The following is a 24,822-nucleotide window of genomic DNA, read 5'->3' as shown; positions in this document are numbered from 1 at the left end:
CGGAGACCGCACGCCATGAGCAAGCCGCAGAAGCAGATCCATCTGGCCGCCCACTTCCCCGGCGTCAACAACACCACGGTGTGGAGCGACCCCCGGGCCGGCAGTCACATCGACTTCCGTTCCTTCACCCACTTCGCGCGCACCGCCGAACGCGCCAAGTTCGACTTTTTGTTCCTCGCCGAGGGCCTGAGGCTGCGCGAACACGCGGGGGAGATCTACGACCTGGACGTCGTCGGCCGCCCCGACACCTTCACCGTCCTGGCCGCGCTCGCCGCCGTCACCGAACACCTCGGCCTGACCGGCACGATCAACTCCACCTTCAACGAGCCGTACGAGGTGGCCCGCCAGTTCGCCAGCCTCGACCATCTGACGGACGGCCGCGCCGCCTGGAACGTCGTCACCTCCTGGGACGCCTTCACCGGCGAGAACTTCCGGCGCGGCGGCTTCCTGCCGCAGGAGGAGCGGTACACGCGCGCCGCCGAGTTCCTCGCCACCGCGCACGAACTCTTCGACTCCTGGCGCGGCGACGAGATCCTCGCCGACCCGGCGACCGGGACCTTCCTGGGCGACGCGAAGGCCGGCGCGTTCGTGCACTCCGGCAAGCACTTCGACATCCAGGGCCGGTTCGACGTCCCGCGCTCGCCCCAGGGCCGACCGGTGATCTTCCAGGCCGGGGACTCCGACGAGGGCCGCGAGTTCGCCGCCTCCGACGCCGACGCGATCTTCAGCCGGTACGCGACCCTGGACGAGGGCCGGGCCTTCTACGCCGACGTCAAGCGCCGGCTCGCCCGGTACGGCCGCCGCCCCGAGCAGCTCAAGATCCTGCCCGCCGCCACCTTCGTGCTCGGCGACACCGACGCCGAGGCCGAGGAGCTGGCGCGCGAGGTGCGCCGGCAGCAGGTCAGCGGCGCCACCGCCCTGCGCCACCTGGAGTTCGTCTGGAACCGGGACCTGTCCGGGTACGACCCCGACGGCCCGCTGCCCGACATCGACCCGCTGGTCGGCGACGGGCACATTGCCGAGGGCCGGGCCCAGGTCCGCATGTACCGGGACCCGTTGGCCACCGCCCGCGAGTGGCGCGAGCGGGCCGCCGCGCACGGCTGGTCGATCCGCGACCTCGTCATCAACACCGGCAACCGGCAGAACTTCGTCGGCTCGCCGGAGACGATCGCGCGGAGCATCGACGCGCTCGTCCAGGCCGACGCCGCCGACGGATTCATCCTCGTACCGCACCTGACGCCCGGTGGACTCGACGAGTTCGCCGACCGGGTCGTGCCGCTGCTCCAGGAGCGGGGCGTCTTCCGCACGGAGTACGAGGGGCCGACGCTCCGGCACCACCTGGGGCTCGAGCACCCCGACGGGTCCGGGGCCGCACGGGCCGCCTGAGCCGTACGTTCTCGACTCTCACGCTCCTCGCACACACGAAAGAGCCCGGCCGCGCGGCCGGGCTCTTTCGGAGGGTGACGATCAGGCGGCGACGGCCTCAGCGGCGTGGCCGTGCACGCGGGCGATGACCTCGGTCAGCTGCGCGGCGACCTCGGCGTCGTCGACCGGGTGCGTCGAGGCGAAGCGCTCCACCGAGCCCGGGATCGACAGCTTGACGTCCTCGAGCACGGTGCCGCCGGCGATGCCCACGGCCTTGCGGGCCTCGTCCTGCGCCCACACGCCGCCGTACTGGCCGTACGCGGTGCCGACCACGGCGACCGGCTTGCCGGTGAAGGAGCCCGCACCGAAGGGACGGGACAGCCAGTCGATGGCGTTCTTCAGGACGGCCGGGATGGTGCCGTTGTACTCGGGCGAGAAGAGGAGGAAGCCGTCGGCCCCACCGGCGGCGGCGCGCAGCGCGGCGGCCGCGGCGGGGACGCTGCCCTCGACGTCGATGTCCTCGTTGTAGAAGGGGATCTCGGCCAGGCCCTCGAAGAGCACGACCTCGGAGCCCTGGGGAGCGAGCTTGACGGCCGCCTCGGCGAGCTGGCGGTTGTGCGAACCGGCGCGGAGGCTGCCGACGAGCGCGAGGATACGAACAGACATGGGGAGCTCCAAGGTACTGAGGCTGGTCACCGAGCGATCGAGAATGCGGACCGGGGTCCGTTTAGATTTGTACCACCCTAAGCGGACCGGGGTCCACTTTTCTGGGGGATGCTTTACGCTGAGTTCATGTCCAGCAGCCTTCCGCTCCAGATCGGCACGCCCGCCGAAGATCCCTGTCTTCGCGCGGACGCCGCGCGGAACCGGGCGCGGCTCCTGGAGGCCGCCGCACGACTGGTCGCGGAGCGTGGCGCCGCCGCCGTCACGATGGAGGCGGTCGCCGCCGAGGCCTGCGTCGGCAAGGGCACGGTCTTCCGCCGTTTCGGCGACCGCGTCGGCCTGCTCACCGCCCTGCTCGACCACACGGCGACCCGGCTCCAGGCGGACCTGATGAGCGGCCCCCCGCCGCTCGGCCCCGGCGCCCCGCCCGTCGAGCGGCTGCGCGCCTTCGGCCTGGAGGTGCTGCGTCGCTCCGCCGAGCAGCTGGAGCTCTTCCTCGCCGCACAGGACGAGCCCACCCGCCGCGTCGGCCATCCCTCGCAGCGTGTCCTGACCCTGCACGCGACGATCCTGCTGCGTGAGATCGACCCCGGCGCCGACCACGAGCTGCAGGCCCACGCCCTGCTCGGCTACCTGGACCCGGCCGTCATCCACTTCCTGACGAAGGAGCGCGGGATGCCGCTGGAGCGGCTCGAAGCGGGCTGGCTCGACCTCGTCGACCGGATCAGCAGACCGGTCGCCTGAGCCGCCACAAGCCTTCGATCCGGCCCGTCAGATGCGGGCACAACGGTCCGGCGGCGGGCAGCGCCACGCCCAGCCGGAGCCCGGCCGCGGCGAAGAAGCGCCGGCCCCGGCGCGACTGCACCGTCGTCGTCCAGCGGAAGCCGGTCCCGGACCGTACGGCGGCCCGCACCAGTTCGAGCCCGATGCCCTCGCGCCGCCACATCTCGTCGACCCACAGGGACCGCACGCGCCCGGTCCGGCAGCGGTCGCAGACCCGGAAGCGGATCTCGCCGACCTCGATGCCCGTGCCCGTCCGCGCCGTGACCCGCCGCTCGTCCTCGTCGCCCGGCCGGCTCTCGGCGCGCAGCACGATGCCGCCGTCACCTGCCGTCAGCGCCAGGCCCGTCCGTCCGAACATCACGGGCCTCCCGGTGGGCCGTCCTCGCGGTGTCGGCGCATCGTGTCACGGGCGCGCCGCCACGGGGAGGGGGTGCGGGCGGGTGACTTCCGGCGCCCGGGAGCGCGCCGGGGGCGGGCCGGACGCCGGGCGCCGCCGGGGCCGGCCGGGTCAGCGGCGCAGCGGGGTGAGCACGTCCATCGCGTACTCGAGGGCCTCCGGCTGGGTCGCCTCGCCGAGGAGGGGGAGCAGCGGCAGCACCGAGCAGCCGCGGTTGCCCTCGTCCTGGTGGTCGATCTCCCAGCGGAGGTCGGGTTTGCCGGCCTGGGTGGTCGCCACCACGAACAGCGGCCGGGCACAGCCTTGGCACAGGTAGTGGTGGCGGTTCATGGCCTCCCTCTCCTCGGCAGGGGCGTCAGAAGGCCGATTCTCCGCCGCCGCGACCCGTCCTGCCTCAGGGGTGGGCTGAGTGGGGCGCGGCCCTTGCGGGGCACGGATCCCGTGAGACCCTTCCGCCATGATCGGAGAGCTGCAGTGCGTGGTCCTCGACTGCGCCGACGTCGAGGTGCTGTCCCGTTTCTACGCGGAACTGCTGGGCGGCGAGGTGAACCGGCCGGACCGGCGCTGGGCCGTCGGGGACGACTGGGCGACCCTGCACACCGAGGGCGGCCTCGTGCTCGCCTTCCAGCGGGTCGCGGACCACCGACCGCCCCGCTGGCCGGACCCCGAGCACCCCGCCCAGTTCCACCTCGACGTGGACGTCCCCGACCTGGACCGGGCCCAGGCCCAGGTCCTGGAGCTGGGCGCGGAGCTGCTCGACGCGGGCGAACCGGCGCGGGGCTGGCGGGTGTTCGCCGACCCCGCGGGGCATCCGTTCTGCCTGCTGGGTGCCGCGCCGAACAACTCGTGAACGGCCCCACCCCGTGGGTGGGGCCGGTTCAGGGGCCCGGTGAAGTGCCGAATAGCATGATCGGCATGGGAAAGCCGAAGAAGTCCGCAGCGCCGTGCCGGATCGTCGTGTGCCGCGACTGCTGCTGCGGCAGCCCCAAGGTCAGCGGTGACCACGCCGCCCAGCGGGCGCGGCTGCGGGACGGGGCGCCCGTGCAGATCTCCAAGTGCCTCGACGTGTGCGACCAGGCCAACGTGATCGTCGTCCAGCCGTCGACGGAGGGCCGCGCCGCCGGAGGCCGCCCGGCCTGGTTCGGGCTCGTCAACGATGCGGAGGCGACCGAGGACATCCTGGCGTGGGTGCGGGCCGGCGGGCCGGGCGTCGCGCCCTGCCCGGACATCCTCGACCTCTACGCGTTCAAGCCCTCACGCCGCGTCCGCGACGCCCTCTAGGACCTACTCCGGCCGGTCCGCGGCGCGTTCGCCGTCGCGGAACGCGGTGAGCAGCCGCTCCGCCGCCACCGTCGCCGTCAACTCGCCCGCCCTGACCCGCTGTTCGAGCTCGGGCGACAGCGCCCGTACGGCAGGCGCCGCGTGGAGCCTGCCGAGGAGCTCGTCGCGGACCATCGCCCAGGTCCAGCCGACCTGCTGGTCCCGGCGCCGCTCGGCGAGCCGGCCCGTCGAGTCGAGCAGGGTCCGGTGCTGCTCGAGCCGCTCCCACACCGTGTCCAGGCCCGTCGACTCGCGCGCACTGCAGTGCAGCACGGGCGGCGTCCAGAACGCGTCCTTGCCGTGCATCAGCCGCAGCGCGCCCGCCAGTTCACGGGCCGCCGCGCGGGCGTCCCGCTCGTGCGGGCCGTCCGCCTTGTTCACGGCGATCACGTCGGCCAGCTCCAGGACGCCCTTCTTGATGCCCTGGAGACCGTCGCCGGTCCGCGCCAGACTCAGCAGCAGGAACGTGTCGACCATGTCGGCGACCGCGGTCTCCGACTGCCCGACACCGACGGTCTCCACGAGGATCACGTCGTAGCCCGCGGCCTCCATGACCACCATGGACTCCCGCGTGGCCTTGGCGACGCCGCCGAGAGTGCCCGCGCTGGGGGAGGGCCGCACGAAGGCGTTCTCGTCGACTGCGAGCCGCTCCATGCGCGTCTTGTCGCCCAGGATCGAACCGCCGGTCCGCGTCGAGGACGGGTCGACGGCGAGCACCGCCACCCGGTGCCCGAACCCGGTCAGCATGGTGCCGAAGGCGTCGATGAACGTCGACTTGCCCACCCCCGGCACCCCGCTGATCCCGATGCGCCGCGAGCGGCCGCTGTGCGGGAGCAGCCGGGTCAGCAACTCCTGCGCCAGCGCCCGGTGCTGCGGCCGCGTCGACTCCACCAGCGTGACGGCGCGGGCGACGAGCGCCCGCTTCCCGTCGAGGACACCCTTGACGTACGTGTCGAGATCGAGAGGCGCCATCGGACTACGCGTCGTGCCCGAGCTCGCCGGCGAGCCGATCGATCAGGTCGTGCGCCGCGTCCGGGATGACCGTGCCGGGCGGGAACACCGCCGCCGCGCCCATCTCCAGGAGCGTCGGCACGTCCTGGGGCGGGATCACCCCGCCGACCACGATCATGATGTCCTCGCGGCCCTCCTCGGCCAGGGCCTCGCGCAGCGCGGGCACCAGCGTCAGATGGCCGGCGGCCAGCGACGACACACCGACGATGTGCACGTCCGCCTCGACCGCCTGCCGGGCCACCTCGCCCGGCGTCTGGAACAGCGGGCCGACGTCCACGTCGAAGCCCAGGTCGGCGAAGGCCGTCGCGATCACCTTCTGGCCGCGGTCATGGCCGTCCTGGCCCATCTTCGCGACCAGGATGCGCGGCCGGCGCCCCTCTGCCTCGGCGAACGCGTCGACCCGTTCCCTGGTCCGGTCCACGTTCGGGGACTCTCCTGCCTCGTTGCGGTACACGCCGGAGATCGTACGGATCTGGCCCGCGTGCCGCCCGTACACCTTCTCCAGGGCGTCCGAGATCTCCCCGACCGTCGCCTTGGCGCGCGCCGCGACCACGGCCAGCTCCAGCAGGTTGCCGTCACCACCGGCGGCCCGGGTCAGCGCGGCCAGCGCGTCCTGGCAGGCCGTCTCGTCGCGCTCCTCGCGCAGCCGGCGCAGCTTCGCGATCTGCTGCGCGCGCACCGACGAGTTGTCGACCTTGAGGACCTCGATCTGCTCGTCGCTGTCCACCCGGTACTTGTTGACGCCGATCACCGGCTGCCGGCCGGAGTCGATGCGCGCCTGCGTGCGCGCCGCCGCCTCCTCGACCCGCAGCTTCGGGATGCCCGCGTCGATGGCCTTCGCCATGCCGCCGGCCTGCTCGACCTCCTGGATGTGCTGCCAGGCCCGCCGCGCCAGGTCGTACGTCAGCTTCTCCACGTACGCGCTGCCGCCCCACGGGTCGATCGTGCGCGTCGTGCCCGACTCCTGCTGGATCAGCAGCTGCGTGTTGCGGGCGATGCGCGCCGAGAAGTCCGTCGGCAGCGCGAGCGCCTCGTCCAGGGCGTTCGTGTGCAGCGACTGGGTGTGGCCCTGGGTCGCCGCCATCGCCTCGACGCACGTACGCGTCACGTTGTTGAACACGTCCTGCGCGGTCAGCGACCAGCCCGAGGTCTGCGAATGGGTGCGCAGCGAAAGCGACTTGGCGTTCTGCGGGTCGAACTGCTTGACCAGCTTCGCCCACAGCAGGCGGGCGGCCCGCAGCTTCGCGACCTCCATGAAGAAGTTCATGCCGATCGCCCAGAAGAAGCTGAGCCGCGGCGCGAACGCGTCCACGTCGAGCCCCGCCTCGCGGCCCGCCCGGATGTACTCCACGCCGTCCGCCAGCGTGTACGCCAGCTCCAGATCGGCCGTCGCACCCGCTTCCTGGATGTGGTAGCCCGAGATCGAGATCGAGTTGTAGCGAGGCATCCGCTGGGAGGTGTACGCGAAGATGTCGGAGATGATCCGCATCGACGGGCCCGGCGGATAGATGTACGTGTTGCGGACCATGAACTCCTTGAGGATGTCGTTCTGGATGGTCCCCGCGAGCTTCTCCGGCGGAACGCCCTGCTCCTCCGCCGCCACGATGTACAGCGCGAGGACGGGCAGCACGGCGCCGTTCATCGTCATCGACACGGTCATCTTGTCCAGCGGGATGCCGTCGAACAGCTGCCGCATGTCGTAGATCGAGTCGATCGCGACACCGGCCATGCCGACGTCACCCGTCACCCGCGGGTGGTCGCTGTCGTAGCCGCGGTGCGTGGGCAGGTCGAACGCGACGGACAGACCCTTCTGACCGGCCGCCAGATTGCGCCGGTAGAACGCGTTGGACTCCTCGGCCGTGGAGAAACCCGCGTACTGACGGATCGTCCACGGCTGGTTCACGTACATCGTCGGGTACGGGCCGCGCAGATACGGGGCCGTGCCCGGGAACGTGTCCAGGAAGTCCAGGCCCTCCAGGTCCTGCCCCGTGTACAGCGGCTTGACGCCGATGCCCTCGGGCGTCTCCCACAGGAGGTCGGAGCCGTCGGCGGCCTGCTTGACCGCCGCGTTCCACACGTCGGCGCCCGGCCCGGAGCCGGGCGTGCCCAGCTCGACGCCGGAGAAGTCGGGTACGGACATCAGGACACTCCCATGCGGTCGAGCGTGGCGGACAGCACGGCCACGGCGTCACAGCCTGTGTAGACGTACGAGTCGACGTCCGCGTACGGACCCGGCCGGCCGGCCAGCGCCACGTGCGCGGCACCGGCGGCGCGCAGCGCGACCACCGTCTCGTCCGCCTGCTCCGCGTACAGCGCGTCGCTGGAGCACAGGCACACCTCGGTGGTGCCGCTGTCCTCGAACGAGCCCTCGGTGACCGGCTCGACGCCGCCCGCCTGGAACAGGTTCGCCGCGAAGGTGAGCCGCGCCGAGTGCGCCGCGGCCGGGCCGAGCGCCGCGAGGTACACCTTCGGGCGGGCACCCGTCTTCGCGAGGTACGCGTCCGAGCGGGCCCGCAGCTCCTCGAACGCCTCGTCGCGGCGCACCCGGGGCAGACCACCGGACGGCCGCGCGGGCAGCGGCTCGCGGACCACCGGCTGCTCGGCCAGGAGCGGGAACTCGCTGACACCCGTCACCGGTTCGCGGCGCTCGGCGATCCGCGCGCTGCGCGCCGCCCACGTCGCCGCGATCCGGTCGTGCACCAGACGCGAGCCGAGCGCCGCCGCCTGGCCGCCCCCGCGCTCGATCTCCTGGAAGAACTCCCAGGCGGCGTGCGCCAGTTCGTCGGTCAGCCGCTCCACGTACCAGGAACCGCCCGCCGGGTCGATGACCCGGGCCAGGTGCGACTCCTCGACGAGGATCGTCGACGTGTTGCGCGCGATACGGCGCGCGAACGCGTCGGGCAGGCCCAGCGCGTGGTCGAACGGGAGCACCGTCACCGCGTCCGCGCCGCCGACCCCGGCCGCGAGCGTCGCGATCGTCGTGCGCAGCATGTTCACCCACGGGTCGCGGCGCGTCATCATCACAGGCGACGTCACCGCGTGCTGCACCTGCGCGCCCGCCTCGGGCGCCCCGCACACCTCGGCGACACGGGCCCAGAGGCGGCGCGCGGCACGGAACTTGGCGATCGTCAGGAACTGGTCGGCGCTCGCCGCGTAGCGGAACTCCAGCTGGCCGAGGGCCTGTTCGACGCTCAGGCCGACCGCCGTCAGCTCCCGCAGGTAGGCGACACCGGTGGCCAGCGAGCAGGCCAGCTCCTGGGCGGCCGAGCCGCCCGCCTCGTGGTACGACAGCGCGTCGACCGTCAGGGCGCGCAGCCCCGGGTACTCCTCGGCGCAGCGCTTCGCCAGTGCCGCGACCGGCGCGAAGTCGAACGACGCGCCGGTGCGGGCCTCGTGGCCCAGCGGGTCGGCGCCCAGGTTGCCGCGCACCGCGTCGGCGGCGACGCCCCGGGCCGCGTAGATGTCGAACAGCTTGCGGGCCGCGGCCTCGACCTCGGCGCCCGCGTCGAGCACCACCGGCGCCAGGTCCAGGTACACGCCTTCCAGCGTGGCCGGGAGCGCGTCGACCGGGATGCCGGCCTCGCCGCCCACGGTGAGCCACAGCGACGTGACCCCGTTCTCCAGGTCGGCGAGGACCGCCGCGGAGTCGGGGCGGGAGTGCGGCTGGCGCACGTCCCAGCCGCTCAGCGTGTTCCCCTCGGGGCGGCCGCCGCGCACGAACGGTGCGAAGCCGGGCAGCCCGGAGGCGGGGGTGTCGTCGTGCGCGGTGTAGAGGGGGCGGGCACGCAACCCGTCCTCCAGCGCGGTGGACAGGGCTTCTTCCGCTTCCGCGGCCGAGACTTCCTTACCCGACTTGCGCAGAACACCCGCGACCAGGTGCTGCCACTGTTCATGTGTCGCGTCAGGGAACTCGGCCGCCAGGGAGAGCCCGTCGTCAGGCAGGACCGTCATGCTCGGATGCTAGGTCAGATCCTCGCGGGAGCAGCAGGTACACAGAGTGTGACCTTGTTCTCCTTGCCAGAAACGGATCCGGACTCTAGACGGCCGCGAGCGGTCGCTCAGGCGGACCCGAGCGTCTCGGCGAACTGCCGCGGCGTCATGACCGAGGTGCCGTCCACGTTCACGACCGGGAGCACGGTGTCGTCGTACCGGACGGCCGGCGTGCCCAGGAGGCCGAACGACTCGAAGGCCCCGGTCACCTCGGCGGCCCATGTGTTGTAGACGTCCTGGGCGACCTTGGCGTCGAAGTCCGGCGACCGCAGGCCCTCGACCGTGCCGGCCACCGACAGCAGCTTCGCCGGTACGCCGAACCCGTCGTCGCCGGGAGGGAAGGGCTGGGCCGCGAACAGGGCGCCGAGATAGTCCATGAACGGACCCGCGCCCACGTCCGCGGCCGCGCCCAGCGCCGCGAGCGCCCGCCGGGAGCCGCTTCCGCCGACCGTGTCGTCCATGAGCGCCGCGAAATGGAACTCGATGACGAAATCGCCCGCGTCGGCGCCGTCGCGGAACGTGTCGAGCAGACTCGCGGCCAGGTGCGCGCTGGCCCGGTCGCGCAGTTCGAGAAAGACCTGGAGCCGGTGCGCGTTACCCGTGTCGCCGTAGTACAGGGTCGTGCCGCCGCTGCCGGTCGTCTGTGCGGGAAGCATGCTTCGAGCCTGACACGGAACGGCGCCGTGTGCGGCCCGGGGACCTGCGCGTCCTCGTCCTTTGTGGGGCTTCACAACGCCGGTGGTGCGCCGTGCCAGAACCGGGCGGTGGGGGCCCGGGAGAGTGATCACGGGGAGCCGATCCGGTTGCGGCGGGGCACCGGCCGGGCTTGTCTGGAGAGGCACGTCGCACTGCCCATCGGGAGTTGCCATGTCGATGTCGTCCTTCGGATTCGGTTCCGACCCGTTCGGTTCCTCCGACCCCTTCGGTTCCTCGGATCCGTTCAGCGAGATGCTGAACCGCTTCTTCGGAATGTCCCCCGCGTCGTCCCCACCCGCCGTGCAGCGTGTCCCCATCGGGCGGCTGCTGACGGAATCGTCCACGGAGCTCGTCAATCTGGCGGCACGCAAGGCCGTCGAGGACGGCAGCTCCGATCTGGACACCGAGCACCTCCTGTGGGCGGCGACCAAGGTCGACCCGTCCCGGCGGCTGCTCGCCCGCGCCGGAGTCGACCCCGACACCCTCGCCGCCGAGATCGCCAAGGTCCTGCCGGGGGAGTCCGGCGAACCCTCCGCCGACCCCGGGCTCACCCCGGCGGCCAAGCGGACCCTCGCCGACGCCTACGCCCGCTCCCAGCAGGCCGGTGTGTCCTACATCGGGCCCGAGCACATCCTGGCCGCGCTCCTCGGCGATCCGGACACCGGAGCGGCCAAGATGGTGCGCGCCGACGGCCTCGACCCGGGCAAGCTCTCCGGGCTCACGGAGCAGGCGCCCCCGCGTGGGGAGAGCGCGGCGGCCGGGACCGGTCAGCCGGCCACGACCCTGGACGAGTACGGCCGGGACCTGACCGAGGAGGCGAAGGCCGGGAAGCTCGACCCCGTAGTGGGCCGGGCCGAGGAGATCGAGCAGACCGTCGAGATCCTGTCGCGGCGCTCCAAGAACAACCCGGTGCTGATCGGTGAGCCGGGCGTCGGCAAGACCGCGATCGTGGAGGGCCTGGCCCAGCGGATCGTCGCGAACGAGGTGCCCGAGACCCTGAAGGGCAAGCGGGTCGTCGCGCTCGACCTGTCCGGCATGGTGGCCGGCGCGCAGTACCGCGGCCAGTTCGAGGAGCGCCTCAAGAAGGTCATCGAGGACGTCCAGAACGCCGGCGGCGACATCATCCTGTTCATCGACGAACTCCACACCGTCGTCGGCGCCGGAGCGAGCGGCGAGGGCGCGATGGACGCGGGCAACATGCTCAAGCCCGCCCTCGCCCGCGGCGAACTGCACGTCGTCGGCGCCACCACGATCGACGAGTACCGCAAGCACATCGAGAAGGACGCCGCGCTCGAGCGCCGCTTCCAGCCCGTGCTGATCCCCGAGCCGACCGTGGAGCAGACCGTCCAGATCCTGGAGGGCCTGCGCGACGCGTACGAGGCCCACCACCAGGTCCGCTTCGCCGACGGGGCGCTGGCCGCCGCCGCCGAGCTCTCCGACCGCTACATCGGCGACCGGTTCCTGCCCGACAAGGCCATCGACCTCATGGACCAGGCCGGAGCCCGGGTCCGGCTGCGCAGCGCCGGCCGTTCCACCGAGATCGTCGGCCGCGAGGACAGGATCGCCAAGCTGACCCGCGAGAAGGACCAGGCGATCGCCGCCGAGGACTTCGAGCGGGCCTCCGAGCTGAAGCGCGAGATCGCCGAGGTCGAGGGCGAACTCGCCGGGATCGAGGAGCGCCGCGAGGGCGTCGTCTCCGTCACGGCCTCCGACATCGCGGACATCGTCTCCCGGCGCACCGGCATCCCCGTGTCCCAGCTCACCGCCTCGGACAAGGAGAAGCTCCTCAAGCTGGAGGAGGAGATGCACGCCCGTGTCGTCGGCCAGGACGAGGCCGTCACCGCCGTCTCCGAGGCCGTCCGCCGCAACCGCGCGGGCATGGGCGACCCGAACCGGCCCGTCGGCTCCTTCCTCTTCCTCGGCCCGACCGGCGTCGGCAAGACCGAACTCGCCAAGACGCTCGCCGCGTTGCTGTTCGGCGACGAGTCCAGCATGGTCCGCTTCGACATGAGCGAGTTCCAGGAGAAGCACACCGTCGCCCGCCTGGTCGGCGCCCCGCCCGGATACATCGGATACGACGAGGCCGGCCAGCTCACCGAGAAGGTCCGCCGCCGCCCCTACAGCGTCGTCCTCTTCGACGAGATCGAGAAGGCGCACCCCGACGTCTTCAACACGCTGCTCCAGATCCTCGACGACGGCCGGCTCACCGACTCCCAGGGCCGCACCGTCGACTTCCGGCACTGCGTCGTGATCATGACGTCCAACATCGGGGCCCACCGCATCCTCGCGCACGAGGGCGACGCCGCCGAGCTCAAGGACGAGCTCATGGTCGAGCTGCGCACCCGCTTCCTGCCCGAGTTCCTCAACCGCATCGACGACATCATCGTCTTCCACAGCCTCACCGAGGACGACCTCGGCGAGATCCTCGGCCACCTCCTCGACAGCAGCGAGCACCGGGTCCACGCCCAGGGCCTGAAGCTCGAGGTCACCGAAGCGGCCCGCAAGCTCCTGATCGCGCACGGTCACCAGCCCGAGTTCGGCGCCCGGCCGCTGCGCCGCACCGTCCAGGCCGAACTGGACAACCGCATCGCCTCGCTGCTCCTGAGCGGCGACGCGGAACCGGGCGACACCATCGTCGCCGACGTGCGGAACGACACGCTGCACTGCACTGTTCGTAAGGGGGACCCGCAGCCCGAGGACGGGCCGGAGACGGCGGCCGCCGACTCCGAAACCACGTCCTGACCTGCGTGTTCCCCCGCAGCGTAGGCACCCGAGGAGGAGCGATGGGGCACCACCACAAGCCGAACCGCGAGGTCGGGGGCGACCCGGACCGCGACAGCGACCACGGCCGCGGCCTGCCGCGCCGCCCCGACAGCGAACGCCTGGACCGCCGCACCGAGCGGGACCGCCGCGCCGTCGGCCTGCCCGACGGCGCGCCCGAGCCGGCCGCCGTGCAGTACGAGGAGGCGCACGCCGAGATCGACCGCCAGGCGGCGAGCGGGCAGCTGCCCACGGGCGACGCCCGGCGCGCGGAGCGCGACGCCTACCCGCCGTCCCGCTACGACCGCTGACCCACCCGACCGAACGCCCAGCAGAAGAGAAAGCCCCTGTGGGGCGGAGAGGAACACCGTCGTGAACGCCTCCCAGGCCGGCCAGGAGGGGACGGAGCCCCGCGTGGGCCCCGTCCCCGAAGGGGAGCCGGAGTTCCACCCGTACCACCACCCGGCCGCGGGCTGGGGGGCCGCCAAGAGCGTCACCCGGTTCATGGCCCGGGAACGCGCGGTCGACGGACCCCGCGCCATCCTCAAGATGAACCACGAGAACGGCGGCTTCGACTGCCCCGGCTGCGCCTGGCCCGACGACCTCAAGGGCCTCAAGCTCGACATCTGCGAGAACGGCATCAAGCACGTCACCTGGGAGATGACCCCCAAGCGGGTCGGGCGCGACTTCTTCGCCGCGCACTCCGTGACCGAGCTGTCCGAGTGGACCGACTACGCGCTCGAGGACCAGGGCCGGCTGACCGAGCCGATGGTCTACGACCCGGACACCGACCACTACGTGCCCATCAGCTGGCGCGACGCCTTCGAGCTGGTCGGAAGCACCCTGCGCGAGCTCGACGACCCGAACCAGGCCTCGTTCTACACCTCCGGCCGGCTCGGCAACGAGGCCACGTTCCTGTACCAGCTCTGGGCCCGCGAGCTCGGCACCAACAACCTGCCCGACTGCTCCAACATGTGCCACGAGGCGAGCGGCCGCGCCCTCCAGGCCGCGCTCGGCACCGGCAAGGGCACCTGCGACCTCAAGGACTGGGAGAGCACCGACGCCCTGTTCATCATGGGCGTCAACGCCGCGTCGAACGCGCCGCGCATGCTCACCGCCCTCGCCGAGGCCCACGACCGCGGCGCCCAGATCGTGCACGTCAACCCGCTCGTCGAAGCGGCCGCCACCCGCACGATCATCCCGCACGACTTCACCGACATGGCTCTCAACAAGTCGACGCGGACCAGCACCCTGAACCTCCAGGTGCGCATCGGCGGCGACATGGCCTTCCTGCGCGGCCTCGCCAAGGCCGTCCTCGAACAGTCCGGGACCGACCCCAAGGCCCTCGACCAGGAGTTCATCGACCGGCACACCACCGGCTTCGAGGAGTACCGCGCCCTGTGCGAGGCCACCTCGTGGGACGAGATCGAGCGCCAGTCGGGCCTGACGCGGAAGGCGATCCTCAAGGCGGCCCGCGTCTACGGCGAGGCCGACCGCAGCATCATCAGCTGGTGCCTGGGCGTCACCCAGCACGAGCACGGCGTCGACACGGTCCGCGAGATCGTCAACGTCCTGCTGCTGCGCGGCAACCTGGGCCGCGAGGGCGCCGGACCGTCCCCCGTGCGCGGCCACAGCAACGTGCAGGGCAACCGCACCTGCGGCATCGACCACCGGCCCGCCGAGGAGTTCCTCCAGCGGCTCGCCGACGCCTGCAAGATCGACCCGCCGCGCGCCCACGGCCTCGACACCGTGCACACCATCAAGGCGATGCGCGCCGGCGACGTGAAGGTCTTCGTCGGCATGGGCGGCAACTTCGCGCTCGCCGCGCCCGACACCCCGTACACGTACGCGGCCCTGCGCACCTGCGAGCTCACCGTGCAGGTCAGCACCAAGCTCAACCGCAGCCACGTCGTCCACGGCCGCAAGGCGCTCATCCTGCCCTGCCTGGGCCGCACCGAGAAGGACCAGCAGAAGGCCGGCGTCCAGAGCACCTCCGTCGAGGACTCGATGAGCATGGTGCACCTGTCCGTCGGCATGAAGCGCCCCGCGTCCAAGCACCTGCTCTCCGAGCCCGCGATCATCGCCGGCATGGCCCGCGCCTCACTGCCCGAGAGCGACACCCCGTGGGAGTGGTACATCGAGGACTACGACCGGGTCAGGGACACCATGGCCCAGGTCCTGGACGGGTTCGAGGACTGCAACCGGCGGGTGCGTCTGCCGCTCGGCTTCCGGATCAAGCAGCCCGCGCGCGAGCTGGTCTTCCTCACGGAGTCGGGCAAGGCCGAGTTCTCCACCGCCCCGCTGCCCGACGTCGTCCCCGCCGCCGGCACCCTCGCGCTCGGCACCATGCGCTCCCACGACCAGTGGAACACCACGATCTACTCCGACAACGACCGCTACCGGGGCATCAAGAACCTGCGCACCCTCGTCTTCATGAACAAGGACGACATGCGCGAACGCGGCATCGCCGAGATGGACCCGGTCGACATCACCAGCACCGCCCGCGACGGCAGCACCCGCAGCCTCAACGGCTATCTCGCGATCCCCTACGACATGCCGCGCGGCTGCGCCGCCGGGTACATGCCCGAGATGAACGTGCTGTGCGCCCTGGACGACTACAGCACCCAGAGCGACCAGCCGATCATGAAGCACGTCAAGGTGACCGTCGAACGGGCCGGCTGAGCCGCACCGCGTCCACCGCCGCCACCAGTTCCGCGAGAGCCCGCGGGTCGCCCAGCGAGCGGCCCGTGAGCTCCCGGACCCGGCCCAGGCGGTAGCGGACCGTGTTCGGATGGCAGTGCAGCAGCCGCGCCGCCTCGTCCGCCGAGCCCGACTGCTCCACGAACACCTCCAGCGTCCGCAGCAACGGGTCGCGGTCCTCCGCCGGAAGGTCGAGGACCGGCCCGAGGACCTCCTGGGCCAGGCGCCGCCCCTCGTCCGGGTCGTACGCGATCAGCGCGGCCAGCGGACTGCCGCTGAAACTGCGCACCTCCGCGGTACCGACCGGGACGCCGGCCAGCGCCGAACGGGCCAGATGCAGCGCCCGCGGCGTGTCGGACAGCGACCGGTACGCCGGGCTGACCCCGGTGCGGGCCGTCGCCGCGTCCCGCAGCGTCTTCAGGGCCGCCGCGTGCTGCTCCGCGCGCAACGCCACCACCCCGGTCTGCAGGGTCGGCGTCAGCTGCCACGCCGACACGACACCGATCTCGGCGAGCCGGCGCTCCACCCCGATCAGGCTCTCCTCGGCGAGCCCCGAGTTCTCCGCCGCCACCACGACCAGATCCGTGTCGAGCGGCAGACCGAGCAGCTTGCCCACCTCCCAGGCCCCCGAGTCGAGCACCAGCTGACCCGTGAACAGCGCCTCCACCAGCGCCGAACGGCGCCGCTGCTGCGCGGTGAGCAGCTCCGCCGTCGCCGCCCGGTACGCCTCCGTGAGCGCGAGCGCGTGCTCGTCGGACAGCCGCCACAGCGTGCTCGACGCGTCCACCAGCGCGTTCAGCGCCTCCGCGTCGCCCTCGGCGCGCACGTGCTCCAGCATCAGGTCCCAGAGCATCGCGCACGCGATCCGGTAGCAGCGCAGCACCTCCGGCAGCGGGGCCCGCTGGTGCGCCCGGCGCCGGCCCGTCTCCGAGGGCGCCGTCAGGTCGGGCGTGTGGTCCGGGTCGGCGAGTCCGCGCACGACGAAGCGCAGGTTCACGTCGACGGAGCGGTGCAGATCGGCGGCCGGGACGACGTCGTCCCTGCGGTACAGGTCGATCCGCTCGCGCACCCGCGCGCACACGTCGTCGGTCAGCCCGGGCAGCTGCCGCCCGGCCCACGCCACCAGCTCGGCCGGCGGCGTCGCGCCCGTCGCCCCGCGATCACCCATCTGAGCTCCCCGTCCACCCTCGTCCGGCCCCTGCGATGCTACGCGCAGCGGCCGGACGGGGCGGGGGTGACGATCACCCGGCGGGGCGTGTCACCGGTCCCCGGCGAGCCGGACGAGGTCGGCGAACAGGCCGCCCGCGTGAGCGAGTTCCTCGTAGGTGCCCTGCTCGACGATCCGCCCGTGCTCCATCACCACGACGCGGTCGGCGCACCGGGTGTTCTCCAGCTGGTGCGTCACCACGATCGTCATGCGCCCGGCGGCCCCGCGCCGGATCCGCTCGAAGATCTGGTGCTCGCCGCGCGGGTCCATCTGCGAGGTCGGCTCGTCGAGGATCACGAGCGGCGTGTCGCGGTACAGGGCGCGGGCGCACGCCAGGCGCTGCCACTGGCCGCCGGACAGCTCGGCGCCGCCCCACAGCTCCTTGGCGAGCAGCGTGTCGAGCCCCTGCGGCAGCCGCTCGACGGGCTCGCGCATCCCGACCGCGTCGACCGCCTCCCACACCGCCGCGTCGTCGTATGTCCTCGGCTGTCCCAGCGTCACGTTCTCGCGCACCCGCAGCGGCCAGCACGCGAAGTTCTGCGGCACCAGCGCGGTGCGCCGCCACACGGCGTCGGGGTCCGCGCAGGCCAGATCCGTGCCGTCCCACAGGACCCGCCCCTTGTCGGGCAGCAGGATCCCGGTGAGCAGCCGGGTCAGTGTGCTCTTGCCCGAGCCGTTCTCCCCGACGACCGCGAGGATCTCGCCGCGGCGCAGGGTCAGCGAGACACCGTCGACGGCCGGCCGGTCCTTGTCGGGGTAGCGGTAGACGGCCTCGTCGAGCCGGATCTCGTCGACCCGCTCCGGCACGGCCGCGGTGCCGCGCCGGGGCGCCCGCTCGGCGGCCAGGCCCAGGAAGGACCGCATGTCGGCGAGGTACAGCGAGGTGTGGAACATCGCGGCGCCGTTCTGCACGAACTGCGACAGCGCGGCGAGCGCCGTCTGCACCGCCACCACGGCGGTCGCCGCGACGGGCAGCGCCACCCGGCCCGTCACCGCGAGCCAGGCGAGGACGGCCCAGGTGACGCACAGGAACAGTCCGCCGAGCGCGGCCGTGGACAGGGTGATCCGCAGCATGCGGGGCGCGGCCGTCAGCGTGCGCCGGTCGATCCGGTCGGACAGCGCCCGGTACCAGTACAGGAGATAGCCGGTCATCCCGTTGGCCCGCACCTCGTCGCCGTAGCGGGAGTAGGTGGCCCACCAGCGCATCATCGAGCGGACGTTGCGGTCGCCGACGTTCAGGTAGTGCGTCTCGTAGTCGACCCGCGCGGACAGGACCGCGCCGACACCGGCCGGGAGCACGGCCAGCAGGAGCAGCGGCAGCATCGCGGAGTGCAGGGCGGTGACGACTCCGGCGGCGGCCGCCATCCGGATCAGCGCCGCGAGGAAGCGCTGCGCGTCCTGCACCATCGTCCGGGTCCGGGTGGCCCCGACCTCGGCGGCCTCCTGCCGGTCGCTGAACCCGTCCTCCCCGTACGCGGCCGACTCCACCCGGCACACGGCGCCCACGAGCGCGACATCGGCCTCGGTGATCAGCAGGGGCGTGATCCGGCCGTCGGCGTACGAGGCGAGCGCGCCGCTGACCCGGCCCGCGGCGGCGCCCGCCGTGACCGCGAGGAGCGCCGGCAGCGAGGCGTGCAGGCGTTCGGTCACCAGGCCCGCGCCGAGGAGGTGGCGCATCGCCTCGGCCGTCGACGCGAGCACCAGCGCGGCCGCGCCACCGGTGAGGAGCTGGCACAGGAGCAGCAGGACGACGCCGGTCCTGTCGACGGCCCAGGCCATCCGCGCGGTGTGCGTGAGCACCGCGGGCAGCCGCCGGCACATCGCGCCGAAACCGGCCCCGGCCAGCGGGTTCTCCCCGTACTTGCCCTCGAAGGTGATCGTCGCGGGCGGCGGGGGAGGAGGGGTGTCCGGCTCGGGCGGCGCGGTACGGGTCATGGTCATCCAGGTCCTCCTGCTGAGGCACGCCGCACCCGGGTGGTGCGGCGGTGACCGGGACAACGAGCCCGCAGCGGATTCGAACGCGCTCGATTCCGGACGTCGCGCGACCGCGCAATCCCGGGCCGCCGCACCGACGCCCTCGACGCCCGAACAGCCCCGGTTCATAGGCAGTTGGCCGAATCGCCGCGTTTGATACGGGTGTGACGGATGAGGTTGGCCGAAGGGGTGCGCGCCGCTGCGGCACGCGCCTCCCGGGCGTCTTGAGCGGCGCCCCGCGCTCCTGTTGACTGCGGCACCGGCAGAGCGCCGTGAGAATCGAAGCGAGGAGTGCCGATGTCGTCCGTCGAGTCCGAACGCCCAGACGGCCGCGTGTGGTTCGTCACCGGTACGAGTACCGGGCTCGGCCGGGCCCTGGCCGAGGAGGTCGTCGCCGACGGGGACCGGCTCGTCGCCACCGCCCGCGACCCGCGCGCCCTCGAGGGCCTGGTGGCCCTCGCCCCCGACCGCGTACGGGCGCTCCCGCTCGACGTGACCGACCCCGGGCAGGTACGGCAGGCCGTCGACTCCGCGCTGAAGGAGTTCGGCCGCGTCGACGTCCTCGTGAACAACGCCGGATACGCCCTGCGCGGCGCCCTGGAGGAGCTCTCCGACGCCGAACTGCGCCGGCAGTTCGACACGAACGTCTTCGGCGCGGTCGACGTGACCCGGGCCGTCCTGCCGTCGATGCGCGCCCGGCGCAGCGGACACATCGTGCAGATCTCGTCCGTCGCGGGCGTGTCCGGCACCCTCGGCGGCGGCGCCTACGCGGGGACCAAGTTCGCCCTCGAAGGACTCTCGGAGGGGCTGGCCGCCGAGGTCGCGCATCTCGGGATCCGCGTGCTCATCGTCGAACCCGGCCCGTTCCGCACCGACTTCACCGGCCGCTCCGTGCGCTTCGCCACGCCGATCGACGACTACCGGCCCGTGCTCGACCCGGCCCGCGAGGCGTTCCTCGCCCGCCACGGAAGCCAGCCCGGCGACCCGGTCAAGGCGGCCCGCGCCGTCATCGCCGCCACGCGCATGGACGACCCGCCGCTGCGGCTGCCGCTCGGGGCGAACGCCGTGGACCGGATCAGGGAGCGGTTCGGCGAGCGGCTTCGGGAGCTCGACGCGGCCGAGCCCCTGGGGCGGCCCACCGACTTCGACTGAGCGGCACCGAGAAGGGCGGCGGCCCGGCTCAGGGCCTGCCGCCCTCCACCAGGCGGCGCAGCTCCGGCAGCAGTGCGTCCAGGTCCTGGCCGGTCCGGAAGGCGATGACGGTGGTGCCCGTGCCGGGCCCGGCGCCGGGGACCGGTGCCGGGAACAGCGCCAGGACCTCGCGCATCGCCTCGTCCATCTCGGTGACGGGGTCGGCGGACTCGCCGCGCAGCCAGCGCCGCAGCACGTGGTTGTGCGCGGCCACCACGTTCGCCGCCATCAACTCGGCCCGCAGCGAGGCCGATTCGGTCGGGTCGCCCATCCAGTCCGCGATGAACTCGCGGAACAGCCGCTGATAGCGCGCCACGCTCGCGATCTCCCGGTCGCGCAGCGCCGACACCTTGCTGGTCAGGCCGTAGCGGCGGCGCGCCAGCTCGCCCTCGTCCAGATAGTGCAGCAGGACCAGGCGCACCGCGTCGGAGACCGCGATCAGCGCGGTGCCGCTGTTCGACGTGTTCAGCCGGTCCCGGATCAGGTCGAGCAGCCGGTCGTGGTCCGGGAAGATGACCTCTTCCTTGGACCGGTAGTGCCGGAAGAACGTCGTGCGCCCCACCCCGGCCCGCTCCGCGATGTCGTCCACGGTCGTCTGCTCGTAGCCGCGCTCGTCGAAGAGGGCGAAGGCGGCGTCGGCGAGGCGGGACCGTGCGGATGGCTTGCTCATGATCGCTCATCCTCTCCTGTCTCGGGGCTGCCTGTCTCGGCAGGTGGGGGCCACTTGCTCAATACAATGGTACTGAGTACCGTCATGGCGATATCGAGTACCGAAGAGGTGGGCGCGCTGCCGCCGACACCTTCAGCTCCGGGCCCGCCCCACCCCCGACAGGAGCCGGGCACCCACTGACTCTGGAGTACGACTCATGGCCCTCACCCTCGCCCAGCCGCACCGGCACCCGGTGCTCGCCGACCGGCTGCTGCCCGGATCCGCGGCGGCCCGCACCACGCTCCTCGTGGCGCTCGGCACCGGCCTGACGGCCCTCGCCGGCCAGTTCGCGATCCCGGTGCCCGGCTCCCCGGTGCCGGTCACCGGCCAGTCCTTCGCCGTACTGCTCACCGCGGCCGCCCTCGGCCCGGTCCGCGCGGTCGCGAGCCAGGCGCTCCTTCTCGTGCTCGGCGCCGTCGGCCTGCCGGTGTTCGCGCACGGCGCGAGCGGCGCTCACGTGGTCTTCGGCGCGACCGGCGGCTACCTGATCGGCTTCCTGATCGCCGCCGCCCTCGTCGGCCAGGGCGCCCGCCTGGGCGCCGACCGCTCCCCGTGGCGCGCGCTGCCGCTGTACGCCCTCGCGACGCTGGCCGTCTACGCGGCGGGCACGAGCTGGCTCGCGCTGAGCACCGGCATGTCGGCGAGCGCCGCGATCGCGGCCGGCGTGGTGCCCTTCCTCGTCGGTGACGCGCTCAAGGCCGCCCTCGCGGCCGGGCTGCTCCCGGCGGCGTGGCGCGTGGTGGGCCGGATCGACGGGACGACGACGGACAAGGGATGACCGACGCGTCGACAGCGTCGGCACGGTCGGTACAGGTACAGCGGTAACAGCCGGGACAGCCGGGACAGCCAGGACTCCAGGGACAGCAGGGACACATGAGCGAGATCGACATCCACACCACCGCCGGGAAGCTCGATGATCTGCGGCGGCGGATCGACGAGGCGACGCATGCGGGTTCGGCGCGTGCGGTGGAGAAGCAGCACGCGAAGGGGAAGCTGACGGCGCGTGAGCGGATCGGGCTGCTGTTGGACGAGGACTCGTTCGTGGAGCTGGACGAGTTCGCGCGGCACCGTTCGACGGACTTCGGTCTGGAGGCGAACAAGCCGTACGGCGATGGTGTGGTGACCGGTTACGGGACGGTGGACGGCCGGCCGGTGGCGGTGTTCTCGCAGGACTTCACGGTGTTCGGCGGCGCGCTGGGCGAGGTGTTCGGGCAGAAGATCATGAAGGTGATGGACTTCGCGCTGAAGACGGGCTGCCCGGTCGTGGGGATCAACGACTCGGGTGGTGCCCGTATCCAGGAGGGCGTGATGGCCCTCGGGATGTACGGGGAGATCTTCCGCCGCAACACCCATGCCTCGGGTGTGATCCCGCAGATCAGCCTGGTGGTGGGCCCGTGCGCGGGCGGCGCCGTCTACTCCCCGGCGATCACGGACTTCACGGTGATGGTGGATCAGACCTCGCACATGTTCATCACCGGCCCGGACGTCATCAAGACCGTCACCGGTGAGGATGTGGGGTTCGAGGAGCTGGGTGGTGCGCGGACGCACAACAGTCGTTCCGGGGTCGCGCATCACATGGCGGGTGACGAGAAGGACGCGATCGAGTACGTGAAGTCGCTGCTCTCGTATCTGCCGTCGAACAATCTGAGTGAGCCGCCCGCCTTCCCGGAGGAGGCGGACCTTCAGGTGTCGGAGGAGGACCGTGAGCTGGATGTGCTGATTCCGGACAGTGCGAATCAGCCGTACGACATGCACACGGTGATCGAGCATGTGGTGGACGACGCGGAGTTCTTCGAGACGCAGGCGTTGTTCGCGCCGAACATCCTGACGGGCTTCGGGCGGGTGGAGGGTCGTCCGGTGGGGATCGTGGCGAACCAGCCGATGCAGTTCGCGGGCTGTCTGGACATCGACGCGTCGGAGAAGGCGGCGCGGTTCGTGCGGACCTGCGACGCGTTCAATGTGCCGGTGCTGACGTTCGTGGATGTGCCGGGGTTCCTGCCGGGGGTGGAGCAGGAGCACACGGGGATCATCCGGCGGGGGGCGAAGCTGATCTACGCGTATGCGGAGGCGACGGTGCCGTTGATCACGGTGATCACGCGGAAGGCGTTCGGTGGCGCGTACGACGTGATGGGGTCCAAGCATCTGGGTGCGGATCTGAATCTGGCGTGGCCGACGGCGCAGATCGCGGTGATGGGTGCGCAGGGCGCGGTGAACATCCTGCACCGTAAGACGCTGGCTGCGGCGGACGATGTGGAGGCGACGCGGGCGCAGTTGATGGCGGAGTACGAGGACACGCTGCTGAACCCGTACACGGCCGCCGAGCGGGGCTACGTGGATGCGGTGATCATGCCGTCGGACACGCGGGCGCATGTGGTGAAGGGGCTGCGGCAGCTGCGGACCAAGCGGGAGTCCCTGCCGCCGAAGAAGCACGGCAACATCCCCCTCTAAAACCGCCGTCCGAAGCCCGCTTTTACCGAGACCGTCCGTCAGGAGCCGCAGCATGGTGATCAAGGTCGTACGGGGCAACCCGACCCCCGAAGAACTCGCCGCCGCCCTCGCCGTCGTCCGCGCCCGCGCCGCCGCGTCCGCCGCGGTGGTGCCCGACGGGCCGCCGGCCGTGAACGAATGGGTCCGCGCGACGCGCCGCACCGCCGCGCACGGTCTGCCCCAGCCGGGGCCGACCGCGTGGCACACGTCGTCCTGGCCGCGCTGAGACCCACCCGACTTTTTTCCTCACTGGAGCGCATCACATGAACCCCCCGCATCACCCGATGCCGGGTACGGCCGGCACGCCCGCGCCGCACGCACACGACGTACTGGAGCAGGCATGCTGACCAAGGTCCTGATCGCCAACCGTGGCGAAATTGCTGTCCGCGTTGCCCGGGCGTGCCGGGACGCCGGGATCGCGAGCGTTGCTGTCTACGCCGATCCGGACCGGGACGCTCTGCACGTCCGCGCGGCCGACGAGGCCTTCGCGCTGGGTGGTGACACCCCGGCCACCAGCTATCTCGACATGGCCAAGGTGCTGCAGGCCGCCAAGGACTCCGGCGCGGACGCGATCCACCCCGGTTACGGATTCCTGTCGGAGAACGCCGAGTTCGCCCAGGCCGTCCTGGACGCCGGGCTGATCTGGATCGGTCCGCCGCCGCACGCGATCCGGGACCTGGGCGACAAGGTCGCCGCCCGTCACATCGCGCAGCGTGCCGGTGCCCCGCTCGTCGCGGGCACCCCCGACCCGGTCTCCGGGGCCGACGAGGTCGTGGCCTTCGCCCAGGAGAACGGGCTGCCGATCGCGATCAAGGCCGCGTTCGGTGGCGGCGGTCGCGGCCTGAAGGTCGCCCGCACCCTGGAGGAAGTCCCGGAGCTGTACGACTCCGCGGTGCGCGAGGCGGTCGCCGCGTTCGGCCGCGGTGAGTGCTTCGTCGAGCGGTACCTCGACAAGCCCCGCCACGTGGAGACCCAGTGCCTGGCCGACTCCCACGGCAACGTCGTGGTCGTCTCCACGCGTGACTGCTCGCTGCAGCGCCGCCACCAGAAACTGGTCGAGGAGGCCCCCGCCCCGTTCCTGTCGGACGCCCAGGTCGACGAGCTGTACAGCGCGTCGAAGGCGATCTTGAAGGAGGCCGGCTACGTCGGCGCGGGAACGGTCGAGTTCCTCGTCGGCGCCGACGGCACGATCTCCTTCCTCGAGGTCAACACCCGCCTGCAGGTCGAGCACCCGGTGACCGAGGAGGTCGCCGGCATCGACCTGGTCCGCGAGATGTTCCGCATCGCCGACGGCGAGGCCCTCGGCTACGGCGACCCCGTCCTGCGCGGCCACTCCTTCGAGTTCCGCATCAACGGCGAGGACCCGGGCCGCGGCTTCCTGCCCGCCCCCGGCACCGTCACCAAGTTCGACGCCCCGTCGGGTCCGGGTGTGCGTCTGGACGCGGGCGTCGAGTCCGGCTCCGTGATCGGCCCGGCCTGGGACTCCCTGCTCGCGAAGCTGATCGTGACCGGCCGCACCCGCAAGGAGGCCCTCCAGCGGGCCGCCCGCGCCCTGGAGGAGTTCCAGGT

General features: G+C 72.2%; 22 protein-coding genes. 12 read left to right on the top strand and 10 right to left on the bottom strand.

What is annotated here, in order from left to right:
- Positions 1 to 15 precede the first annotated feature (15 nt).
- Positions 16 to 1,386 (top strand): NtaA/DmoA family FMN-dependent monooxygenase, encoded by a 1,371-nt coding sequence (locus ACIBTU_RS17215; RefSeq protein ID WP_399127051.1) that lies wholly within the window; start codon positions 16 to 18, stop codon positions 1,384 to 1,386.
- A gap of 81 nt (positions 1,387 to 1,467) precedes the next feature.
- Here the strand turns inward: ACIBTU_RS17215 and ACIBTU_RS17210 are convergent, their stop codons facing one another.
- Complete coding sequence (locus tag ACIBTU_RS17210) at positions 1,468 to 2,031, bottom strand: NAD(P)H-dependent oxidoreductase (RefSeq protein WP_399127050.1); 564 nt, start codon at positions 2,029 to 2,031, stop codon at positions 1,468 to 1,470.
- Between the two features lie 108 nt (positions 2,032 to 2,139).
- On the opposite strand from ACIBTU_RS17210, the gene ACIBTU_RS17205 reads away from it, so the two are divergent.
- Complete coding sequence (locus ACIBTU_RS17205) at positions 2,140 to 2,772, top strand: TetR/AcrR family transcriptional regulator (protein WP_399127049.1); 633 nt, start codon at positions 2,140 to 2,142, stop codon at positions 2,770 to 2,772.
- On the opposite strand, the gene ACIBTU_RS17200 is transcribed toward ACIBTU_RS17205, so the two are convergent.
- The gene (locus ACIBTU_RS17200) at positions 2,753 to 3,169 is read right to left on the bottom strand and encodes a hypothetical protein (protein WP_399127048.1); all 417 of its coding nucleotides are present in this window, start codon (positions 3,167 to 3,169) and stop codon (positions 2,753 to 2,755) included. The genes ACIBTU_RS17205 and ACIBTU_RS17200 overlap by 20 nt on opposite strands.
- 150 nt (positions 3,170 to 3,319) lie before the next feature.
- A complete protein-coding gene (locus ACIBTU_RS17195) occupies positions 3,320 to 3,538 on the bottom strand; it encodes a hypothetical protein (RefSeq protein ID WP_399127047.1) in 219 nt (72 codons plus the stop codon).
- A 127-nt stretch (positions 3,539 to 3,665) separates the two neighbouring features.
- On the opposite strand from ACIBTU_RS17195, the gene ACIBTU_RS17190 reads away from it, so the two are divergent.
- Both ACIBTU_RS17190 and ACIBTU_RS17185 read left to right on the top strand, forming a co-directional pair.
- Positions 3,666 to 4,058, top strand: a complete 393-nt coding sequence (locus ACIBTU_RS17190) for a VOC family protein (RefSeq protein ID WP_399127046.1) — start codon at positions 3,666 to 3,668, stop codon at positions 4,056 to 4,058.
- 65 nt (positions 4,059 to 4,123) lie between these two features.
- Positions 4,124 to 4,489: a (2Fe-2S) ferredoxin domain-containing protein gene (locus ACIBTU_RS17185; protein ID WP_399127045.1), complete on the top strand. Its 366-nt coding sequence runs from the start codon at positions 4,124 to 4,126 to the stop codon at positions 4,487 to 4,489.
- A 3-nt stretch (positions 4,490 to 4,492) separates the two neighbouring features.
- On the opposite strand, the gene meaB is transcribed toward ACIBTU_RS17185, so the two are convergent.
- The 4 genes from meaB to ACIBTU_RS17165 all read right to left on the bottom strand — a co-directional run bounded on the left by meaB (position 4,493) and on the right by ACIBTU_RS17165 (position 10,185).
- Positions 4,493 to 5,500 carry a methylmalonyl Co-A mutase-associated GTPase MeaB gene (gene meaB, locus ACIBTU_RS17180; protein WP_399127044.1) on the bottom strand — a complete coding sequence of 336 codons (1,008 nt, stop codon included), beginning with the start codon at positions 5,498 to 5,500 and terminating at the stop codon, positions 4,493 to 4,495.
- Positions 5,501 to 5,504: 4 nt separating this feature from the next.
- Positions 5,505 to 7,679: a methylmalonyl-CoA mutase gene (scpA, locus tag ACIBTU_RS17175; protein WP_399127043.1), complete on the bottom strand. Its 2,175-nt coding sequence runs from the start codon at positions 7,677 to 7,679 to the stop codon at positions 5,505 to 5,507.
- Entirely contained in the window at positions 7,679 to 9,490 is a 1,812-nt protein-coding gene (locus ACIBTU_RS17170; RefSeq protein ID WP_399127041.1) for a methylmalonyl-CoA mutase family protein, read from the bottom strand. Before ACIBTU_RS17170 ends, scpA begins: the two co-directional genes overlap by 1 nt.
- Before the next feature lie 107 nt (positions 9,491 to 9,597).
- Positions 9,598 to 10,185 carry a DsbA family protein gene (locus tag ACIBTU_RS17165; protein WP_399127039.1) on the bottom strand — a complete coding sequence of 196 codons (588 nt, stop codon included), beginning with the start codon at positions 10,183 to 10,185 and terminating at the stop codon, positions 9,598 to 9,600.
- Between the two features lie 211 nt (positions 10,186 to 10,396).
- Here ACIBTU_RS17165 and ACIBTU_RS17160 point away from each other — a divergent pair, with 211 nt between their 5' ends.
- The 3 genes from ACIBTU_RS17160 (at position 10,397) to ACIBTU_RS17150 (ending at position 15,667) form a co-directional block, all read left to right on the top strand.
- The gene (locus ACIBTU_RS17160) at positions 10,397 to 12,967 is read left to right on the top strand and encodes an ATP-dependent Clp protease ATP-binding subunit (RefSeq protein WP_399127038.1); all 2,571 of its coding nucleotides are present in this window, start codon (positions 10,397 to 10,399) and stop codon (positions 12,965 to 12,967) included.
- Between the two features lie 41 nt (positions 12,968 to 13,008).
- Positions 13,009 to 13,296, top strand: coding sequence for a hypothetical protein (locus ACIBTU_RS17155; RefSeq protein WP_399127036.1), 288 nt, complete (start codon positions 13,009 to 13,011; stop codon positions 13,294 to 13,296).
- A 193-nt stretch (positions 13,297 to 13,489) separates the two neighbouring features.
- Positions 13,490 to 15,667 (top strand): FdhF/YdeP family oxidoreductase, encoded by a 2,178-nt coding sequence (locus tag ACIBTU_RS17150; RefSeq protein WP_399127370.1) that lies wholly within the window; start codon positions 13,490 to 13,492, stop codon positions 15,665 to 15,667.
- Here the strand turns inward: ACIBTU_RS17150 and ACIBTU_RS17145 are convergent.
- Both ACIBTU_RS17145 and ACIBTU_RS17140 read right to left on the bottom strand, forming a co-directional pair.
- Complete coding sequence (locus tag ACIBTU_RS17145; RefSeq protein ID WP_399127035.1) at positions 15,639 to 16,853, bottom strand: PucR family transcriptional regulator; 1,215 nt, start codon at positions 16,851 to 16,853, stop codon at positions 15,639 to 15,641. The two genes, ACIBTU_RS17150 and ACIBTU_RS17145, sit on opposite strands and share 29 nt — an antisense overlap.
- Positions 16,854 to 16,943: 90 nt before the next feature.
- A complete protein-coding gene (locus tag ACIBTU_RS17140; RefSeq protein WP_399127034.1) occupies positions 16,944 to 18,833 on the bottom strand; it encodes an ABC transporter ATP-binding protein in 1,890 nt (629 codons plus the stop codon).
- Positions 18,834 to 19,163: 330 nt separating this feature from the next.
- Between ACIBTU_RS17140 and ACIBTU_RS17135 the strand changes: the two genes are divergently transcribed.
- Positions 19,164 to 20,018, top strand: coding sequence for an oxidoreductase (locus tag ACIBTU_RS17135; protein WP_399127033.1), 855 nt, complete (start codon positions 19,164 to 19,166; stop codon positions 20,016 to 20,018).
- 28 nt (positions 20,019 to 20,046) lie between these two features.
- On the opposite strand, the gene ACIBTU_RS17130 is transcribed toward ACIBTU_RS17135, so the two are convergent.
- Positions 20,047 to 20,727, bottom strand: a complete 681-nt coding sequence (locus tag ACIBTU_RS17130; RefSeq protein ID WP_399127032.1) for a TetR/AcrR family transcriptional regulator — start codon at positions 20,725 to 20,727, stop codon at positions 20,047 to 20,049.
- 196 nt (positions 20,728 to 20,923) lie between these two features.
- On the opposite strand from ACIBTU_RS17130, the gene ACIBTU_RS17125 reads away from it, so the two are divergent.
- The 4 genes from ACIBTU_RS17125 to ACIBTU_RS17110 all read left to right on the top strand — a co-directional run.
- On the top strand, positions 20,924 to 21,544 hold the full coding sequence (locus tag ACIBTU_RS17125) for a biotin transporter BioY (protein ID WP_399127031.1): 621 nt from the start codon (positions 20,924 to 20,926) through the stop codon (positions 21,542 to 21,544).
- A gap of 95 nt (positions 21,545 to 21,639) precedes the next feature.
- Complete coding sequence (locus ACIBTU_RS17120; RefSeq protein ID WP_399127029.1) at positions 21,640 to 23,214, top strand: acyl-CoA carboxylase subunit beta; 1,575 nt, start codon at positions 21,640 to 21,642, stop codon at positions 23,212 to 23,214.
- A gap of 52 nt (positions 23,215 to 23,266) precedes the next feature.
- Positions 23,267 to 23,479, top strand: a complete 213-nt coding sequence (locus tag ACIBTU_RS17115; RefSeq protein ID WP_188335571.1) for an acyl-CoA carboxylase epsilon subunit — start codon at positions 23,267 to 23,269, stop codon at positions 23,477 to 23,479.
- Between the two features lie 117 nt (positions 23,480 to 23,596).
- Positions 23,597 to 24,822: acetyl/propionyl/methylcrotonyl-CoA carboxylase subunit alpha (locus ACIBTU_RS17110; protein ID WP_399127027.1), on the top strand; the 1,226-nt coding region annotated here is incomplete at its 3' end.

This window comes from Streptomyces sp. NPDC050145 (assembly GCF_044460245.1).
Lineage (GTDB): Bacteria > Actinomycetota > Actinomycetes > Streptomycetales > Streptomycetaceae > Streptomyces.
This window is presented reverse-complemented; position numbering and strand designations above follow the sequence as displayed.

Excerpts from the sequence above, each read along its gene's own strand:
- ACIBTU_RS17210 (WP_399127050.1), bottom strand. The coding sequence starts at position 2,031 with ATGTCTGTTCGTATCCTCGCGCTCGTCGGCAGCCTCCGCGCCGGTTCG.
- ACIBTU_RS17150 (WP_399127370.1), top strand. The coding sequence starts at position 13,490 with ATGGCCCGGGAACGCGCGGTCGACGGACCCCGCGCCATCCTCAAGATG.
- ACIBTU_RS17165 (WP_399127039.1), bottom strand. The coding sequence starts at position 10,185 with ATGCTTCCCGCACAGACGACCGGCAGCGGCGGCACGACCCTGTACTAC.
- ACIBTU_RS17135 (WP_399127033.1), top strand. The coding sequence starts at position 19,164 with ATGTCGTCCGTCGAGTCCGAACGCCCAGACGGCCGCGTGTGGTTCGTC.
- ACIBTU_RS17215 (WP_399127051.1), top strand. The coding sequence starts at position 16 with ATGAGCAAGCCGCAGAAGCAGATCCATCTGGCCGCCCACTTCCCCGGC.
- ACIBTU_RS17190 (WP_399127046.1), top strand. The coding sequence starts at position 3,666 with ATGATCGGAGAGCTGCAGTGCGTGGTCCTCGACTGCGCCGACGTCGAG.
- scpA (WP_399127043.1), bottom strand. The coding sequence starts at position 7,679 with ATGTCCGTACCCGACTTCTCCGGCGTCGAGCTGGGCACGCCCGGCTCC.
- ACIBTU_RS17160 (WP_399127038.1), top strand. The coding sequence starts at position 10,397 with ATGTCGATGTCGTCCTTCGGATTCGGTTCCGACCCGTTCGGTTCCTCC.
- ACIBTU_RS17205 (WP_399127049.1), top strand. The coding sequence starts at position 2,140 with ATGCTTTACGCTGAGTTCATGTCCAGCAGCCTTCCGCTCCAGATCGGC.
- ACIBTU_RS17185 (WP_399127045.1), top strand. The coding sequence starts at position 4,124 with ATGGGAAAGCCGAAGAAGTCCGCAGCGCCGTGCCGGATCGTCGTGTGC.
- ACIBTU_RS17115 (WP_188335571.1), top strand. The coding sequence starts at position 23,267 with ATGGTGATCAAGGTCGTACGGGGCAACCCGACCCCCGAAGAACTCGCC.
- ACIBTU_RS17130 (WP_399127032.1), bottom strand. The coding sequence starts at position 20,727 with ATGAGCAAGCCATCCGCACGGTCCCGCCTCGCCGACGCCGCCTTCGCC.
- ACIBTU_RS17125 (WP_399127031.1), top strand. The coding sequence starts at position 20,924 with ATGGCCCTCACCCTCGCCCAGCCGCACCGGCACCCGGTGCTCGCCGAC.
- ACIBTU_RS17170 (WP_399127041.1), bottom strand. The coding sequence starts at position 9,490 with ATGACGGTCCTGCCTGACGACGGGCTCTCCCTGGCGGCCGAGTTCCCT.
- ACIBTU_RS17195 (WP_399127047.1), bottom strand. The coding sequence starts at position 3,538 with ATGAACCGCCACCACTACCTGTGCCAAGGCTGTGCCCGGCCGCTGTTC.
- ACIBTU_RS17145 (WP_399127035.1), bottom strand. The coding sequence starts at position 16,853 with ATGGGTGATCGCGGGGCGACGGGCGCGACGCCGCCGGCCGAGCTGGTG.
- ACIBTU_RS17200 (WP_399127048.1), bottom strand. The coding sequence starts at position 3,169 with ATGTTCGGACGGACGGGCCTGGCGCTGACGGCAGGTGACGGCGGCATC.
- ACIBTU_RS17140 (WP_399127034.1), bottom strand. The coding sequence starts at position 18,833 with ATGACCATGACCCGTACCGCGCCGCCCGAGCCGGACACCCCTCCTCCC.
- ACIBTU_RS17155 (WP_399127036.1), top strand. The coding sequence starts at position 13,009 with ATGGGGCACCACCACAAGCCGAACCGCGAGGTCGGGGGCGACCCGGAC.
- meaB (WP_399127044.1), bottom strand. The coding sequence starts at position 5,500 with ATGGCGCCTCTCGATCTCGACACGTACGTCAAGGGTGTCCTCGACGGG.
- ACIBTU_RS17120 (WP_399127029.1), top strand. The coding sequence starts at position 21,640 with ATGAGCGAGATCGACATCCACACCACCGCCGGGAAGCTCGATGATCTG.